We start from the raw sequence: 16,921 nt of genomic DNA on the forward strand, positions 1-16,921 counted from the left end.
GCGTAGGCTGGACTTCAGTCCGAGCAGTTGGGACACATTTTAATTATGTAGGCTTGTCGTAGTCTCCAGACTACGATGCCTTATCTTTCTGGTCTTCTGACCAGCGTAAAATGGGCTAATCTTGATTGCTGGCCGGGGGACCAGCTTCATATAATCCCGACCAAGGAGGTCGGGATAGTTGGGAAACTAACATGAGCGATGACGTTAGAAATTAACATTTCTACACTTCTCCGAGGTGTTTTTCTTGATCCCACTCCTAAATCTCATATTACTTATTCAACTCCCAAACCCATTTTCCTTCGCTATCGAAATAACCAATTTTGTCACCCTGCTCTACTCGGAAAAGGCCTTCGCCGGCGTAGGATATGAATTCGTAGTTGGGTTGTACAATCAAGTCGCCGTTTAGGTTACTGAGGCCGTTATAGCCTTCAATTTTTACCTTAGCGTATCCACCCTCGAAGGAATCAATATGGTCGTATTTTGGAGGGATGATTTCAATTCCTTTCTGGTTGATGATGCCCCATTTGCCATCAATTTGCACAACAGCTACGCCGTGCCGGAAAGCGCTGGCTCGTTCATAGTAGCCATCATAGAGGTTGGTCTGTTCGGTGATGTAATAGAAGCGGTATTTCTCGTCGCGCATCAATCCGCGGCCTTCCTGGAATTCGAGGAGGCGATCCAGGCTGGGAGCTACAATCAATTGGCCATCAAGATCAATGATACCTGCGTTTTTTATGCCTTGGTAAACAACAGCACGGCCTCCGCTAAAGTCCTGGCAGCGTGAATAAGCACAAGGGATTACAAGGGTTCCAGTCTGGTCGATATAACCGCACTTGTTATTGCGCTGTACCATAGCGCGGCCTTCATGAAAATCACCAACCTTACTGTATTCAGGAGAAATTACAACTCGGCCGGTCGTATCAATAAATCCATAGCCTTGGCGAGTTTTTACCTTGGCTAAAGACTCCCTAAATGGGTGGATCATTTTATAATCCGTATTGGTAATTATTTGCCCATTGGTATTGATTAAACCGTAATTGGCTTGGTCTTTTCCGTGCTTCATGATAGCCAGCCCATGATCGTCATAAGCGCTGATTTCAGCGAACCGTGGGCGTACCAAAAAACGACCTGTCTGATCAATTAAGCCATATTTTTGATCAATGATCACTCGTGCGACTCCTTGCTGGAAATCGAAGGCTTGATCATAACTGGGGGCGATTACAAAAGCTTCTGTTTCATCAATGAAGCCTACTTGCTTATCTTTCTTTACCCAAGCCAGTCCGGTTCTGAAATTCCCCGCTTCATGGTATTGAAAAGGAATGACGGTATCACCATCTATATCAATGAAGCCCCAGGTGTTGCCAATTCTTACAGCGGCTTTTCCTTCACTAAAATCTTGGACTTCTTGAAAGCGGCAGGGGATCACTTCTCGCCCGTTGCGGTCGACAAAACCCCAGCGATTATCTTTCTTTACGGCTAATCGTCCATCGGAAAAAGAGCCGATTTCTTCATAAATAGCACTCACCGTAAGCTGCCCAAGGGTGTCGATCAATCCATATTTGGGTTGTTCTAAATAAACCCTGACCATCGTGTTGCCGGTGCTTTTCAGGAATTCTATTTTATCGTACTGGCAGGTAATCAATTCTTGGCCTTCGGTATTGACCATGCCCCATTTCCCCTCACAATTGACAAGACCAGCACCGTTGAGCATTTTTTCGACATAACTATACGCGGGTTTAATTTTTACTTGCCCAAGCGTGTCGATATAGCCCCATTCACAGCCTTCACAAGTGAGGGAGGCATTTTGTTGAAACAATTGGTCGTATTGAGTATAGTCAAGCATGTAATTAGGCGACAGAATACCATTGAGGTAGGTTCTTAACTGGCCGAGAGCGTGCACCGGTGTGCGGCTACCAGTAAGCTTGCCTGTGAAACTTACGCGAGCAAGGCCATCTTCAAATTCACCAATGTAGGTGATGTCCTTTCTGACGATTCTCCCAATTTGATCTATTAATCCGTGGCGGCCGTTAGAAAAAACAACCCGTGCAGTAGGGTAGCCTTCGCGGAAATCTTCTAGTCGCAAGTCGAGGAAATCTACTTCTGTAACCAAAATTCCCAAGTCATTAAGGACTAGGCCAAAGATCATATCAAATCTAAAGCTACTACGCTCGAATTCGTAATCATTTGATTTCCATATTCCTACAATTGTATATCCTAGTTCTTTATCAACTTTGATAAAGTCAAAAGTAGGTTCTACTTGTACTTCTCCAGTGAAAATATTTCTTAATCCCCAGCGATCTGTTGTAGGTTCATAAAACCATTCAAAGGTTTTTAATTGATAATCGGCCGTGTCTTCTCCCTTAGTGGTGACGGTTTCCTCTGCGCCGGTTATTTTTATTCGGACATGCTGGTTGAATTGATCATTCTCAAGCAACTTTCCTTCTTTACTGAACGAAAAAAAGGACAATTCTTCTTGGCCATTGGCTGTATTTCGGTAGGCTTTTGCCTCTTGCGGGGCCAGTTCTATGCGGTTGAAAGCAATGGGGACCAAGGTGTCACCATGAACATTGAGCACCCCATATAATTGCTGTTGTTTGACGATACAGACGTTCTCCTGCATGGGAGAGATGTACTGATAAGCCAGCGGAATAATGGCTTGGTTGTATTCGTTGACAACTCCCCAGCTTCCGTCAAAATTGACGCGGAAAAGGCCAGGGCCATAAGCTTGAATTTCTTGATAAAGAGGTGGTAATACCTGATGGCCGCAAGCATTTAGTAATCCGAGTCGTTGACCTTGTTTAGCAACTACGAAATCAGCAGAGAAAGCATAGAAATCATTGTACTTATTGGGCTTGACTAATGCGGCACAGGTACGCGAGTAAAAGTGTTTTTGCTCTCCGGCGAAAAGTTTGATGAAGTCTTTGCTAAGAACTTGGTAGGATTCGTAAACGGCGGGTATTTCGTCGGTCCCAGCCTCACTGACTGCCCCCCAAAAACGCCCCTTCCTGTAAAAGATCAAGCCTGTTTCACTGACTTTAATGTCAGTGGCTATATCGCGAATCAAGATCGTTCCTTTCTTATTGACCAAGCCTAACTGATCTGCTTTTTGCGTAAGAAAGTAATGTTCATCCTGTAGCTCTATCTTGTCGTATTCTGAGGCAATGACCTGATCTCCATTGTCTTTTATCAAACCCCATTTTCCTTTTGTCTGATATTTTAAAAAGCCAGGTGTCAAAATTTGAACCCTTTGATACCCTTTGTCGAGCACTGTTTCGCCAAGGTGATTGATAACACGCCATTCGCTGTTTTCCATCACAGCTACCAGCCGGTTGTCGAGTACTTTAATATCGTCGTATTGAGCGGGTAAGCTCTCTTTTCCATTGGGGCCTAGTAAGCCAACGAGGCCATTTTTTTGCATAACTGCATACCCAAAGTGCTTAAATTCTCCGATGGCATCATAAATAGCCGGTTGGACCAATTGCCCGGAAGTATTGATCAAGCCCCATTGCTTATTGAGCTTGACTGGAAAGAACTGTTGCGCCAGCAGGGGAGACCAACTGAGCAGGGTACAAAGCAAGAATATAGATAATCTATTAAGCGGCATAAGAGGGTTTAGCAATCTGTAAAACGCCGGGATAACAAGCCAAGCGGGCATTTTTTGAACAGATATATTAACGTAAACGAACGGCCTAAATTATCTAAATTTTAGCGTACTACTGTTAAATAGGAGGGCCCATTTACGGAAGGGGCGTTTTTGTGGGGATTTGTAACCTCTTCTACTTTTTAATCCCGATCAAAAGTCAGCCGCTGCCCCCACTGCGTCTCATCAAACTTTCCTTCATGATAGGCCAAGTGGCCGCTTACAATGGTTGTATTTACCTTACCCTTAAAGGTGTAGTCCTCGAATGGAGACCAACCACATTTGTAGAGGATATTGTCAGGCTTTACGGTCCAGCTAGCCTGCTCATCGACCAGGGCTATATCTGCCCACTGGCCTTCTTCCAGGTAGCCACGATCTTCCAGCTCGTAGCAAACGGCTGGGGCGTGACACATTTTTTCTACTATCCTTTCAATGCTTATTTGGCCTTTGTGGTAAAAGTCGAGCATAACATTTAGTGCATGCTGTACCAAGGGGCCTCCTGATGGGCAATTGAAGTAGCTATTGGCTTTTTCGCTCGGTAGGTGAGGGGCATGATCGGTTGCAATCACATCGAGCTTATTGCTAAGCAAAGCAGGAAACAATGCCTCTTGATGAACGCGACCTTTAACGGCAGGGTTCCACTTGATATTAACTCCTTTGGTAGCGTAATCTTCGCTGTTGAAAAAGAGATGATGCACGCATACTTCAGCGGTAATACGCTTCTCTTCGAGTGGAATGTCGTTGCGGAATAAAGCCAACTCATCCTTTGTGGAGATGTGCAGGATATGCAGGCGAGTATTATGCTTTTTAGCCAAAGAAACAGCCATACTAGAAGATTTGTAGCAACCTTCTACAGAACGGATGATCGGATGCAATTCCATAGGTACATCCTCTCCATAAGCTGCTTTTACTTTGGCAATATTGGCACGAATAGTTGCTTCATCTTCACAGTGGGTGGCAATGAGCATAGGTACTTTAGAAAACAGGTTCTCAAGGGTCTTTCTGTTATCCACCAGCATGTTGCCGGTACTGGAACCCATGAATATTTTTACGCCACAGACGTTCTTGGAGTTCGTTTTAAGGACTTCTTCGATGTTGTCATTAGAAGCGCCCATGTAGAAAGAGTAGTTCGCCAAAGAGCACTGTGCTGCACGTTGGTATTTGGCTTCCAGCAATTCCTGGGTAAGGGTAGCAGGCTTAACATTGGGCATTTCCATGAAGCTGGTTGTCCCTCCGGCGACAGCCGCCTTGGCTTCGGTGTAAATTTCCCCTTTATGGGTCAATCCGGGTTCGCGAAAATGTACTTGATCATCAATAATACCAGGAATGGCAAGCTGACCTTTAGCATCGATTACTTTTGCTTCGGGAGCTGAGATGTCGCGGCCTACTTTTACGATTCTCCCGTTCTTAATGAGGATATCTCCTTCAGTAATGGTGCCCCGATTAACGATACGGGCTTGCTTGATCAACATCATGATGTACTATTTTTGCTTCTCTTTTACAGACCGTATTTTTCGATCTTACGATAGAGGGTTCTTTCTGAAATACCTAAATCCAGTGCTGCTTCTCGGCGGTGGCCCTGGTGTTTTTCGAGGGCTTTGTTAATGAGCTGACGTTCATTGTCCTCCAAGCTCAGGTTCTCTTCTACTATTTCACTCTCATCATACTGCCGCCGCTGATTATTACTCAGGATGATTGGTTCATAGTCACCATCAGTTTCTGGAAAATTTCTGGGAGGGTAGTTCGGTTGTGATGAAGGAGTGTGGCTTTCAGGATACTCTTCTTCCATGCGCTGAATAACACTAGCAGTGCTGCTGCCTTCGGGAAGGCGGAGGTTCTTCATTTGCTGCGCATCGGGCATTTCCAGGTTGTTGGTCGAGATGAGTTCAAACACCAATGATTTAAGATCATTGAGGTCTTTTTTCATATCAAATAGAACCTTGTAAAGGATCTCTCGTTCTTGGAGGCCGTCAGCACCACTAGGCCCTGCTATTGAGGGAAGGTGGCGCTGGTTGAGTTGCGGCATCTTTCGCTGAAGAGCAACGCCATCAATGTTACGTTCTTCGGAGAGAATACTTAACTGATCAGCAACATTTTTGAGTTCACGGATATTACCTGGCCAGCTATAATTTTCTAACAATTGGCGTGCATCCTGTGTTAATTCCAGGGGTTCCAATCGATATTTTTCCGCAAAATCAAGGGCAAATCTCCGGAATAAGAGGTAGATGTCTTCGCGCCGTTCCCGCAGTGGCGGTAGCTGAATAGGCACTGTGTTTAGTCGAAAATAAAGGTCTTCTCTAAACTTGCCTTTCTGGACGTTTTCCCGCAGGTTGACATTGGTGGCGGCTATAATGCGTACACTGGTTCTTTGAACCTTGTTGCTACCCACCCGTACAAATTCCCCAGACTCTAGTATCCGCAACAGGAAGGTTTGCGTATTGAGTGGCATTTCTCCGATTTCATCCAGAAAAATAGTGCCACCATCATAAGTCTCGAAGTAACCTTTACGTTCTCCAGCCGCTCCGGTGAATGCGCCTTTTTCATGACCAAACAGCTCGGAGTTGATGGTTCCTTCGGGGATCGCACCACAGTTGATAGCGATAAAGCCTTCGTGTTTACGAGGACTGTTGTCGTGAATAACTCGCGAAAAGATTTCTTTACCAACCCCGCTCTCACCCGTTATGAGCACACTCAGGTCGGTACTGGCAACTCGTAGCGCAGTATCGAGTGCACGATCCAGAGCCTCTGTGCGGCCAATGATTCCATACCTCTGTTTAATCCGCTGAATTTGATCAGCCATATTGCTCTTTATATTGCGCAAAAAATAATTGGAACTTTAGCTCCACTTTTGCTGCGTTGAACGCTCTTTGATATTAGGCACCAGGCCCGGCAACCATTTCACCGATCAGGGTAGCACTGGTTGCTTCATTGATTTTTACGTAAACGTAGTCACCTGCTGAGTGGACGCCCTGCTTGGCAAAAACGACCATCTTGTTCTGAGAATTTCTTCCTTTCCAATCGGCATCTGAACGCTTGGATTCTCCTTCAATTAAAACCTTGAACGTCTTGCCAATGTCTTTCTGATTGTGACGGTAGCTCATTGGAGTTTGCAGGTCGATAATTTCCTGTAAACGGCGTTTTTTGACCTCCAGTGGAATGTCATCTTCATACTTACGTGCTGCCACTGTTCCTGGCCGTTCAGAATAAAAGAACATGTAGGACATGCTGTAGTTTGCAAACTCCATCACGCTCAATGTTTCCTGATGCTCTTCTTCTGTTTCTGTACAGAACCCGGCGATTACATCAGAACTGATAGCACAGTCAGGCATGATTTCGTAAATCCGACGTACTTTATCCATGTACCATTCGCGGGTATAGGTGCGGTTCATCAATTCCAGTACACGGCTGCTGCCAGATTGTACAGGAAGATGGATATACTTGCAAATGTTTTCGTACTTGGCCATCGTATGGAGTACATCATCGGTGATGTCTTTGGGGTGGCTGGTACTGAAACGAATTCTCAGGTCGGGGTGAACATGCGCGACCATTTTGAGCAAATCCGCAAAATTAACGGTGGTATTCGTTTCTGGGTTTTCCCATTTGTAGCTATCTACATTCTGCCCCAAGAGGGTTACCTCGCGAAAACCACGTTCAAACAGATCGGTTGCTTCGGCAATAACGCTGAAAGCACTACGGCTACGTTCGCGGCCACGCGTGAAGGGTACAACGCAAAATGAGCACATATTGTCACACCCTCGCATAATAGAAATGAAAGCGGTGATGCCATTGCTATTGAGGCGCAGCGGGCTGATATCAGCGTAAGTTTCTTCACGACTCAAGAATACATTGACACCTTTGTCGCCTTCTTCCGCTCCTGCAACCAAGTTGGGGAGATCGCGATAAGCATCTGGCCCTACCACAAGGTCTACCAACTGCTCTTCTTCGAGGAATTTGCTCTTTAGGCGTTCCGCCATACAGCCGAGAACACCGACCATGGTGCCAGGGCGCTGGCGCTTTACTTTATCGAAAATACGCAAGCGTTTGCGCACAGTATCCTCTGCCTTTTCCCGGATAGAACAGGTGTTGATCAGGATGAGGTCAGCGATTTCCATATTGCGGGTTGGCTGATAGCCAGCTTCTCCTAGAATAGAGGCAACAATCTCGCTGTCGCTGAAATTCATTTGGCAACCATAGCTTTCAATATAGAAATGCTTGTCACCTTTCTTTCCTTCTGTAAAAAATACTTCTCCCTGCTTGGTTTCATCCACATGCTTGGTGATGCCCTCCAGGGTAGGATTGTCATTATACATACTTCCTCATTTTGCGGCGGCAAAGATAAGGGTTTTACCTGACAATTTGTCACTAGGAGAGGAGGAATTAGGAGGGGTCGTGGAAGAACTTGGTAATCAGGGTTTCTGGATGGAGTTATATTGGCTCAATTTACTGAAGTGATAATAAATTTTACTCATTTAAAATTTTCTTTGCACGGTATCTTTGAGTAAAACATACAAACACGTAGCATTCAGAAAAATGCTGTGTTTATCACTTTTATATAAAGTATTAAATAGGGGACAGGGAATTTTATATTCAACAGATCAACAACAACCGATGCTGTCCATCTTTTTCCTTCGGCGCACGGTGAAGACAAGGAGGAACCTGGCTTTCAGGATGATCAATGGCCAACCTCCATAAGTGACCAATGCCTAGGTTGATAGGGTGTGCCGTAGGTTTAGCCTGGTAGTGTAGATCAAAAAAATATTCACTTAAAAAAGATTCGAAACCTTCCTCTGCTCCATCATAGAGTTTTTTGAGTTGATCACGTATTTCAGGAATAAGTATTTTCTGTGTGCCTTGTGAGTTTGGTAATATATCACTCGACTCGCCATGATAAGTACATAAAAAGGTGTCGGTTGGTATAGGGGATCGATCTACATGAAAAGAATAAACATCGGTTGGCAAAAACGGGAAGCTATCATCCCTCTCATAACATTTGATAATATTAAGGGTTGGAGCTGCGCCATACGCTTCCAGTATATTCAAGTCATTTAAAAGAATTTCACGAGCGAGCTGCCCCTGTTCACTCAACTCAAGTCCATGAAGTTGCTCTTGATCAAGTGTTACTATATTTTCACTTAGTTCCACCTTTTTAACAATCTCAGAAAAATCACCTACTAGTTTACGGTTCCAACAAATCGCATTCATTTTCCCATGAAAAGACGTGGAAACGAGGTCTTGAAAGCTCGTGACACAGTGAATTTGATCCTCAGCATGAGATAAATCTATCATAAGCGGAATGTAAGATTAGTAATTGTCTGCTGTGTTCAAGACATCAACAAAGTCTCTAAAAATATACTTGGCTTTATTATCAAAAACATTCCAGGCATAAACGACGCCTACTATATTTTGTGCTGGAATAATTACCAGAATTTGATTCCCATATCCTAATCCGACAGCCAGGGGTGGTTCATCTCCTGTTATCCACCATTGATAACCATACCCTTCTTTCCCTCCATCTTGATAAATATCCTTGACTTGTCTGTCAAATGCTTCTTTGACCCAGTTTTTAGGCAAAAGCCTTTCTCCATTCCAAATACCATCCTGAAGATGCAATAATCCAATCTTTGCTAAGTCTTCCGCATTTAGATATAACCCTCCCTCTGTGTCTGGTAACCCCAGGGGCGTTTTCTTCCAATAATACGCATCTATGCCTAACTTTTCAAACAAGACTCGATTGCCATAGTCTTCAATTGTTTGACTAGTCGCACCTTTAATTATTTCAGCCAACAATTGACTTGCTCCACTATTGTAATTCCACTTATTTCCTGGTGTTGTTTCTATAGGTTGGTTTAAAATATACCTTATCCAATCTTCTGTCAGTTCCATTTCACTAACATTGGTTTCCATTTCTAGGCTCATACCAAACTCTTTCCACACCAACCCTAATTGCATGGTCAGGACATCTTTGATGGTTGTTGCTTCAAGGTGACGCTTCAAGGAATCTGTTAGTTCATAATTGGTGAAGAATTGATAAACAGGCGCTTCGACACTTGCTAAATCACCATTGTTAATTGCTGCACCTACAATGGTACTTGCAACAGATTTGGTGATAGATTGAAGCGTATGCATATTTGATTCAACATAATAGGGATGATACTTTGGGTGATAGTAGTTGTAAATATGTATTTTACTTGAATCTTCGCAGGCATTACTACCGCACCCCATTTTGCCTCTTATTCCTTTACTAATATCTGTATAGTTGAGGTTGAATTCTTTTTGATAAACGATCGAGTCATTTCTTGAAATAAACACTTCATCAATAAAGCCATATTCGCCACTATCTATCTTATAACTAAGAGAATCAATAGCTGATTTAAACTCATTATGATCCCAGGCTGAATTCTTCCATTCAAATTTATCTTCCTGAGCTAATGTCGTGTCTTTTCCTTTACATCCTAGTAGAGAGAGGCTTAGGAGTAATATTATGGTTATCCTATTATCCATTTATCGGTACTCTATCAAGACTTTGTGCAGCATGCGGGCAAAGATAAATAATTAATGTTTCAGTATTATCGCTGCAATTTAGATTGATACTCTTTCGGCGAAAGCTGCTCTTTCCTTTTAAACATTCGGATAAAGTAGGATAAACTATTAAAGCCACATGCTGAGTAGACGTCTTTGATCTTATTATTGGGGTCTTGCAATAGGCTTGTCGCTAATTTGATTCGTTCATTATTGATGAAATCGACAGGAGAGATGTTCAACTCGTTTTTAAAAACCCTATGAAAATTCGACTCGCTCATAAACACCTTGTCGCTTAATTCCTTGATGCTTAGGTTTTTGCTTAAATTTTTTCTAATATACTCAATAATATAAGCCAAGCGATGAGTACTGCTTAGCTGCATCGTTTTTTCCGTGTATATTTTTTTTGCCTCAGTTTGTAAAATTCGGATAATCAGCTCGCGTAGCATGAAATCTGCAAAAACATCTTTGGAGAGATGATCTTCTGTAAACAGAAATAACAGGCGATGTATAATCTGCTGAATAGCAATGTCATTGGTGAAGTGGAAATTGTAATCTGTAAATTGCCATTCGTCATCTATTTTCGCTCGGCTTTCATTTAAGAAATTGACGGTCTCTTTAATCTTATCTTCTGCAATGGTCATTGCAAGGCACTTCGTCGGATTATCCATCTGCGCTTCTGGAAAATCAATACACATCACTTCGTTGGAAGGTAAAACCAGGGATTCTCCAGGCAAGAAATCAAAAGCAGTCATGTTCTCCAGGTGCATCACCTTTTTACCAACCAGCATACTTGCCAGCACTGGCTCATTAAACCTAAGTAGAATTTGCTCTGCTTCTTGATGAGTTTCAAAAATGTGCATAGCTGCACTTTCAACAGCATAAGAAGTCTGATTTTCTACCAGCGTTTCCAGCCGACGATTTTTTAAAAACTTATCAGGTAACAACATTCAGTACTAATTTCTGATATCTATCAAACTACCCAATAAAGATCAATAAAACGATGTGTTATTCAAAATTTTCATGGGTAAAAGCAGAAAACACAGTCACTTTGCAAGGATTGTTCACATGATTGATAGGATTCGACAACGCAAAGTAATCTAGCGAATATAATTTTACATCAACAGAATATGTCAATTTTTAATTTCTCCTGTAAAGGAAAAAAGGTATAAAATTATTAATCTAAAAACACGAAAGACATGAGTGATGTAGCAACAGTTGAAAGTATTGCGATTGAAAAGCCAGCTTTCAAAAATCAATATGATAATTATATCGGAGGTAAATGGGTTGCCCCGGTAAAAGGACAGTACTTCGAAAACATTTCCCCTGTAGACGGTAAGGCATTTACAAAAATAGCACGATCTACGGCAGAAGACATTGACCTGGCTCTTGATGCGGCATGGGCTGCTGCTCCTAAGTGGAATACTTCTTCTGCTACCGAAAGAAGTAATATGCTGCTGAAGATTGCAGACATAATGGAAGCAAACTTAGAGGTTTTGGCTCGTGCAGAAACATGGGACAACGGAAAAGCGCTTAGAGAAACAACAGCTGCGGATATGCCGCTGGCGATTGATCATTTTCGCTATTTCGCAGGTGTGATCCGAGCAGAGGAAGGATCGGTAAGTGAATTAGATTCTTCCACTATCTCAATGAATGTTCTTGAGCCACTAGGTGTGGTTGGGCAGATCATTCCCTGGAATTTCCCAATCCTGATGGCCACCTGGAAGATTGCACCGGCTTTGGCTGCAGGTAATTGCGTGGTACTAAAACCAGCAGAACAAACGCCTGTAGGGATCATGATTTTAGCAGAATTAATCCAAGGGATTCTGCCAGATGGTGTATTGAATATCGTGAATGGATTTGGCCTTGAAGCAGGGAAGCCATTGGCCTCTAGTCCTCGGATCAATAAGATTGCGTTCACAGGTGAGACGACTACCGGGCAACTGATTATGCAGTATGCTTCTAAAAATATTATTCCGGTAACGCTAGAGTTAGGAGGGAAATCGCCTAACATTTTCTTCGAAAGCGTAATGGATGCCGACGATGCTTTTTTCGACAAATGTCTGGAAGGAGCGGTAATGTTTGCCCTCAACCAGGGAGAAGTTTGTACTTGCCCCTCGCGTATTCTGGTACAGGAGAGTATTTACGATGCGTTCATTGAGCGCGTAGTGGAACGAACAAACGCTATAAAACTAGGTCACCCCCTTGACCCAAGTACCATGATGGGCGCGCAAGCTTCTAATGACCAATATGAGAAGATTTTGAATTATATCAAGATCGGAAAAGAAGAGGGTTGTGAGGTTTTGACTGGTGGTGCTGCGGCTGTAAATGACGGCTTGGAAGGTGGCTACTATATTCAGCCAACGATATTGAAAGGTAACAACAAGATGCGGGTCTTCCAGGAAGAAATTTTTGGCCCTGTAGTTTGTGTCACGACTTTCAAGGATGAAGCGGAAGCCCTTGAAATTGCAAATGACACGCTTTATGGCTTAGGAGCAGGTGTATGGACCAGAGATATGCACCAAGCTTATCAGATATCAAGAGCTGTACAAGCTGGCCGGGTTTGGGTGAATTGCTACCATGCTTACCCTGCTCATGCGCCGTTTGGTGGTTACAAAAAATCGGGTATCGGTCGTGAAACCCACAAGATGATGCTCAACCACTATCGTCAGACCAAAAATATGCTGATTTCTTATGATAAAAATGCTTTAGGCTTCTTTTAGGAAATTCCCCCAAAAAGCCTCTACGGTATCGGGTTCCTTTTAGGAATCCGATACCTATTAAATACTATAAAATGATAGAACGAGTATTGATGACAGCGAAAGCTGAAAAGGTAGTTGATCAATTGCGAGAAGAACATGGTGAGTTAATCTTTCACCAAAGTGGCGGCTGCTGTGACGGTTCCTCGCCCATGTGTTTTCCCAAAGGGGATTTAATGATTAACGAAGTTGATATTTGGCTTGGAAAAGTACACCACTGTGATTTCTATATGTCAAAAGACCAATTTGAATACTGGAAACACACGCAGCTAACAGTCGATGTGGTAGAAGGAAGAGGCGCAAGTTTCTCTTTAGAAATACCAATGGGTATCCGTTTTGTGATAAAGTCTCGCTTGTATGCTGCTGATGAGGAGGCTTCATTGGCTCCTGTTCGCCAAGGTGTTTATGGGGAGTGAGGGCCCCCTTAATAAGGCCATCCATTTTTTTACCTCTACGGGCAATGGGATTTTGCTCTTAATAGAAGTTGCCGTGATTCCCGTTTCTTTTTCTATACTTTCAACCAAGTCAGACAAGGCTATCGTTTCATTTATGTGATGCTCAAATAGGTCATAGCCTAATTGTTTTTTTAGCTGTTTTATGTTTTTTAGTTCTAACTGAAATAGTTTTCCAAAGTCCAAGACCACCGATTTTTTGTCTGTGTGGCACTTTATATAATCGACTAAGTTGTCACTGTCAATCAAATTGACCCTCTCTCCACAATTACATGTTACCGTCCCGACAAAGCCATATCTTGATGATTTATGGTGGTATAATTCTTCAAAATAGTTGTTGCATTTAGGGCAGATGATGGGGAATACTGTAGTGTTTAGCTGTACTCCTCGTTGCCCACCTATTATGGATAGTTCTATTTTTGGTACTTGCATGTGTGGTTGGTGTAATTAATACTTCATGCCTCGCCTTTCAAGGTACCAAACAATGTAATCATCTACTAAGGCTACTGTTGAAATTGTTTCTTTAAGTAAAAAACCTTTTGGCAGGAGTTTTCTTAAAGACTGGTTTATGTTAAGATTTAGTACTGCTTGGCCAAATAGTTGATAAGTATCGGTATGATTATACCATGGTTGCTTGACCGGATTGGGATACTTTCCTTCAAACCTATATTCTGTTTGGCGGGTTGAAATTCTGATATTTATGGTGCTTGAGTAGTCCGAAATTATAGCATATCCTGAAGTATCAAACCTTTCTATTAAGTATGTTTTTAGGGTATCCAATGATTTGCACGATTCAAAAAACGCGGAATTCTCTTCTTTGGTAGAATATCTCCTGCGAAACTTCCAATCAACCTCATACCACTTTGCGACTCTACGGATTTGTTTCTCAGTAAGGTGTTTTTTGAGTTCAGTTGTGTCAATTTGCTCAAAAAGCGCTTGTTGGTCTATACGCGTTGATAAAGAAGTGAACAAAGCTTCGATTTCTTTGGTGTTAATGGATCTTCCGATTTTTACTTTATAGTTTCTTGTGTCAACTTTAATGGTGTCTGGTCGCGTGGTACGTATGTATTCGTCTCGATAGCACTGATCAATGACATACTGGTTTCTTGCGAGGTCGAAAGTTATAGAAATTACGTCAGCTTTTCCTTTTGTTGCGCCTTGATCGTCAAACTGATAGCTACTTACATGGGATTGAATGAAAATAGTATCAACAAGCTCGTTATTAAACCTTAACTGCTGCCCAAATAAGGTGCAAGAGAGGATAGTCAATATTATGGATAGGATGATTTTCATTTTAGCTTATTGGGGGACTACTTAGTCGCTAGGTCATGAATACAAGGAGATAATTATGATAATTTCAACGGCATTTCGACAAAAAAAAGCGCCTTGTCACAGAATTTGCCCAACTCATCACATTGCTTGTCTAATTTATTTATTGTCAATTGTAATCAACTACCTTGAAGGTATGGTTTTGATAGCAACTTCTTATTAATACATCATCGAGTTACACTTTGATTTTACATTTTGTCAAAATGGCCTAAGGAACCGTCCCTTAGCGTCGGAGCCAAGCTTAAAATTAGAGAAATGAATAAGAAATGGAGGTAGTTGCTTCTACTTATTATTTGCTTAACAAAACCGCTTGTTTATTTATTTTATTAAAACATCTAGCATGAAAATTAAAAACATTAAATTAAAAACATCTCTCTTGGTTGTACTGGCAACCATGTTGGCTTTCAGCGGTTTTAGTCAAATAGAATCAAGAAAACCAGTTGACCTTGTAGCTCAATCAAAATACAGGATACCCTATTTTCAAGAAGTAGATATTTTTAATATAGATCTAGTAACCTCCAGAACCCTTGCTCAAGTCGATAGGCAGGTTGAAGAGTATGATCTTTTTGATATTGATGATGAAGCATTGGCGGTATTGATTCGTGATATGCCTTCTGCTATGACACTTTCTATTCCCATTAATTTCAGGGAAAGCATGGAACTAGAACTTGTCGCAGTGGACATTTTTAGTTCAGACTTCACCGTAGTGCAGCGTTCTGATAATTCCGTTGTTGAAGTAAACACGGGGCTCCACTATCGAGGCATTATTAAAGGTGACAATAACTCAATCGCTGCCATCAGTATTTACAAGGATGAAGTAACAGGGCTTGTAAGTTCCGACGAGGGTAACCTTGTTATTGGAAAGCTCCAAGACAGAACTTCTAATCAAAAGCATATCATTTATGACGATGCAAATGTGTTGTCAGATTTAGGTATTGAATGTGGTACGGAGTATGATGGGGGCGTATACCGCGACGAACAACTTGAATTTGATGAAAACGCCAGAGACGTGGGTGATTGCGTTCGGTTTTACGTTGAAGTGGACAAAGATATCTATGATGACAAGGGAGGCACAGCGGGTGCTACAAACTATATTACTGGTTTAATGAATCAGGTAAGCACCTTGTACGCTAATGAACAAATTTCAACAGTTGTTTCTCAGATAGTAGTTTGGAATGTAGCCAGCCCCTATAATGGTAGCACCAGTGTCACTATGCTAAATTCTTTCGCTGCTAACACCAACAGTATTAATGGTGACCTTGGAATTCTACTTTCTTACAGAGCCAGTGGTGGTGTAGCCAATTACTATGCTGGACTTTGTAATAGCAATGTAGATTTAAGCCTTTGTTTTGCGTCCATTTATAATACTTACAGTGCGGCTCCCACCTATTCATGGTCTGTGGGGGTAATAACCCATGAGTTTGGACACTTATTGGGTTCTTATCATACACATTCATGTGTATGGAACGGGAATAATACTGCTATTGACGGGTGCTATACCGTAGAAGGAAGTTGTGGATCTCCTGGTTATCCTGCCGGCGGTGGTTCTATAATGTCTTATTGCCATCTTGCGGGTGGTCCAGGAATCAGCTTCAATGTAGGTTTTGGCCCTCAGCCAGGAAATGTTACTCGCAATAGTGTAGCCAATGCAAGTTGCTTATCATCGGGATGCGGCGGCGGCGGTGCCACCTGTGATGACGGTATCCAAAATGGAAATGAGACCGGTGTGGATTGCGGTGGCTCTTGTGCACCTTGTGATGGCGGCTGTAATGCTCCTACTGCTAATGAGGTAGGTTCAAGTAATATTGCTAACACAACGGCTACCTTGAACTACAATGGAAATGAAACTTTTGCGGATTATCAGTACAGACAAAGTGGTTCTGGTACATGGATTGGCACCAACTATTCTTCCAATGGTTATATGAACATCTCTGGTTTGACTGCTGGAACACAGTACGAATACCAAATCAATATATGGTGTGGATCAAATTGGTCAGCATGGTCAGCTTCTAAAACCTTCACGACGACCGGCGGTGGTGGTGGCGGCTGTAATGCTCCTGCTGCTAATGAGGTAGGCTCAAGTAATATTGCTAACACAACAGCTACATTGAACTACAATGGGAATGCAACTTTTGCGGATTATCAGTACAGACAAAGTGGTTCTGGCACATGGATTGGCACCAACTATTCTTCCAATGGCTATATGAACATCTCTGGTTTGA

Annotated in this window: 12 protein-coding genes; 3 read left to right on the forward strand and 9 right to left on the reverse strand. The window is 42.4% G+C overall.

All coding sequences use genetic code 11. The annotated features are described in order from the left end of the window. Positions 1 to 268 precede the first annotated feature (268 nt). The 7 genes from ACRBG0_RS27400 to ACRBG0_RS27430 all read right to left on the reverse strand — a co-directional run bounded on the left by ACRBG0_RS27400 (position 269) and on the right by ACRBG0_RS27430 (position 11,109). Positions 269 to 3,604, reverse strand: a complete 3,336-nt coding sequence (locus tag ACRBG0_RS27400; RefSeq protein ID WP_431490018.1) for a WG repeat-containing protein — start codon at positions 3,602 to 3,604, stop codon at positions 269 to 271. Between the two features lie 179 nt (positions 3,605 to 3,783). Continuing rightward, positions 3,784 to 5,115 carry a dihydroorotase gene (locus ACRBG0_RS27405; RefSeq protein WP_431490019.1) on the reverse strand — a complete coding sequence of 444 codons (1,332 nt, stop codon included), beginning with the start codon at positions 5,113 to 5,115 and terminating at the stop codon, positions 3,784 to 3,786. A 23-nt stretch (positions 5,116 to 5,138) separates the two neighbouring features. Beyond that, positions 5,139 to 6,440: a sigma-54 interaction domain-containing protein gene (locus ACRBG0_RS27410; protein WP_431490020.1), complete on the reverse strand. Its 1,302-nt coding sequence runs from the start codon at positions 6,438 to 6,440 to the stop codon at positions 5,139 to 5,141. Between the two features lie 73 nt (positions 6,441 to 6,513). After that, the gene (gene miaB, locus ACRBG0_RS27415; protein ID WP_431490021.1) at positions 6,514 to 7,950 is read right to left on the reverse strand and encodes a tRNA (N6-isopentenyl adenosine(37)-C2)-methylthiotransferase MiaB; all 1,437 of its coding nucleotides are present in this window, start codon (positions 7,948 to 7,950) and stop codon (positions 6,514 to 6,516) included. A 277-nt stretch (positions 7,951 to 8,227) separates the two neighbouring features. Further along, positions 8,228 to 8,926, reverse strand: a complete 699-nt coding sequence (locus tag ACRBG0_RS27420) for a hypothetical protein (RefSeq protein WP_431490022.1) — start codon at positions 8,924 to 8,926, stop codon at positions 8,228 to 8,230. A 15-nt stretch (positions 8,927 to 8,941) separates the two neighbouring features. Continuing rightward, positions 8,942 to 10,141 (reverse strand): serine hydrolase domain-containing protein, encoded by a 1,200-nt coding sequence (locus tag ACRBG0_RS27425; protein WP_431490023.1) that lies wholly within the window; start codon positions 10,139 to 10,141, stop codon positions 8,942 to 8,944. A 65-nt stretch (positions 10,142 to 10,206) separates the two neighbouring features. Continuing rightward, positions 10,207 to 11,109, reverse strand: coding sequence for an AraC family transcriptional regulator (locus ACRBG0_RS27430; protein ID WP_431490024.1), 903 nt, complete (start codon positions 11,107 to 11,109; stop codon positions 10,207 to 10,209). A 249-nt stretch (positions 11,110 to 11,358) separates the two neighbouring features. Between ACRBG0_RS27430 and ACRBG0_RS27435 the strand changes: the two genes are divergently transcribed. Together ACRBG0_RS27435 and ACRBG0_RS27440 are read left to right on the forward strand one after the other, a co-directional pair. Continuing rightward, on the forward strand, positions 11,359 to 12,882 hold the full coding sequence (locus tag ACRBG0_RS27435; RefSeq protein WP_431490025.1) for an aldehyde dehydrogenase family protein: 1,524 nt from the start codon (positions 11,359 to 11,361) through the stop codon (positions 12,880 to 12,882). Positions 12,883 to 12,953: 71 nt separating this feature from the next. Next, on the forward strand, positions 12,954 to 13,334 hold the full coding sequence (locus tag ACRBG0_RS27440; protein WP_431490026.1) for a DUF779 domain-containing protein: 381 nt from the start codon (positions 12,954 to 12,956) through the stop codon (positions 13,332 to 13,334). Here the strand turns inward: ACRBG0_RS27440 and ACRBG0_RS27445 are convergent. Next, entirely contained in the window at positions 13,296 to 13,802 is a 507-nt protein-coding gene (locus ACRBG0_RS27445) for a hypothetical protein (RefSeq protein ID WP_431490027.1), read from the reverse strand. The two genes, ACRBG0_RS27440 and ACRBG0_RS27445, sit on opposite strands and share 39 nt — an antisense overlap. Before the next feature lie 15 nt (positions 13,803 to 13,817). Further along, positions 13,818 to 14,663, reverse strand: a complete 846-nt coding sequence (locus ACRBG0_RS27450) for a hypothetical protein (protein ID WP_431490028.1) — start codon at positions 14,661 to 14,663, stop codon at positions 13,818 to 13,820. Positions 14,664 to 15,039: 376 nt separating this feature from the next. On the opposite strand from ACRBG0_RS27450, the gene ACRBG0_RS27455 reads away from it, so the two are divergent. Beyond that, positions 15,040 to 16,921, forward strand: a 1,882-nt coding sequence (locus tag ACRBG0_RS27455) for a M12 family metallo-peptidase (RefSeq protein WP_431490029.1), incomplete at its 3' end; no start/stop codon positions are given.

The organism is Lewinella sp. (assembly GCF_050633125.1).
In the GTDB taxonomy this organism is placed as follows: domain Bacteria; phylum Bacteroidota; class Bacteroidia; order Chitinophagales; family Saprospiraceae; genus Lewinella.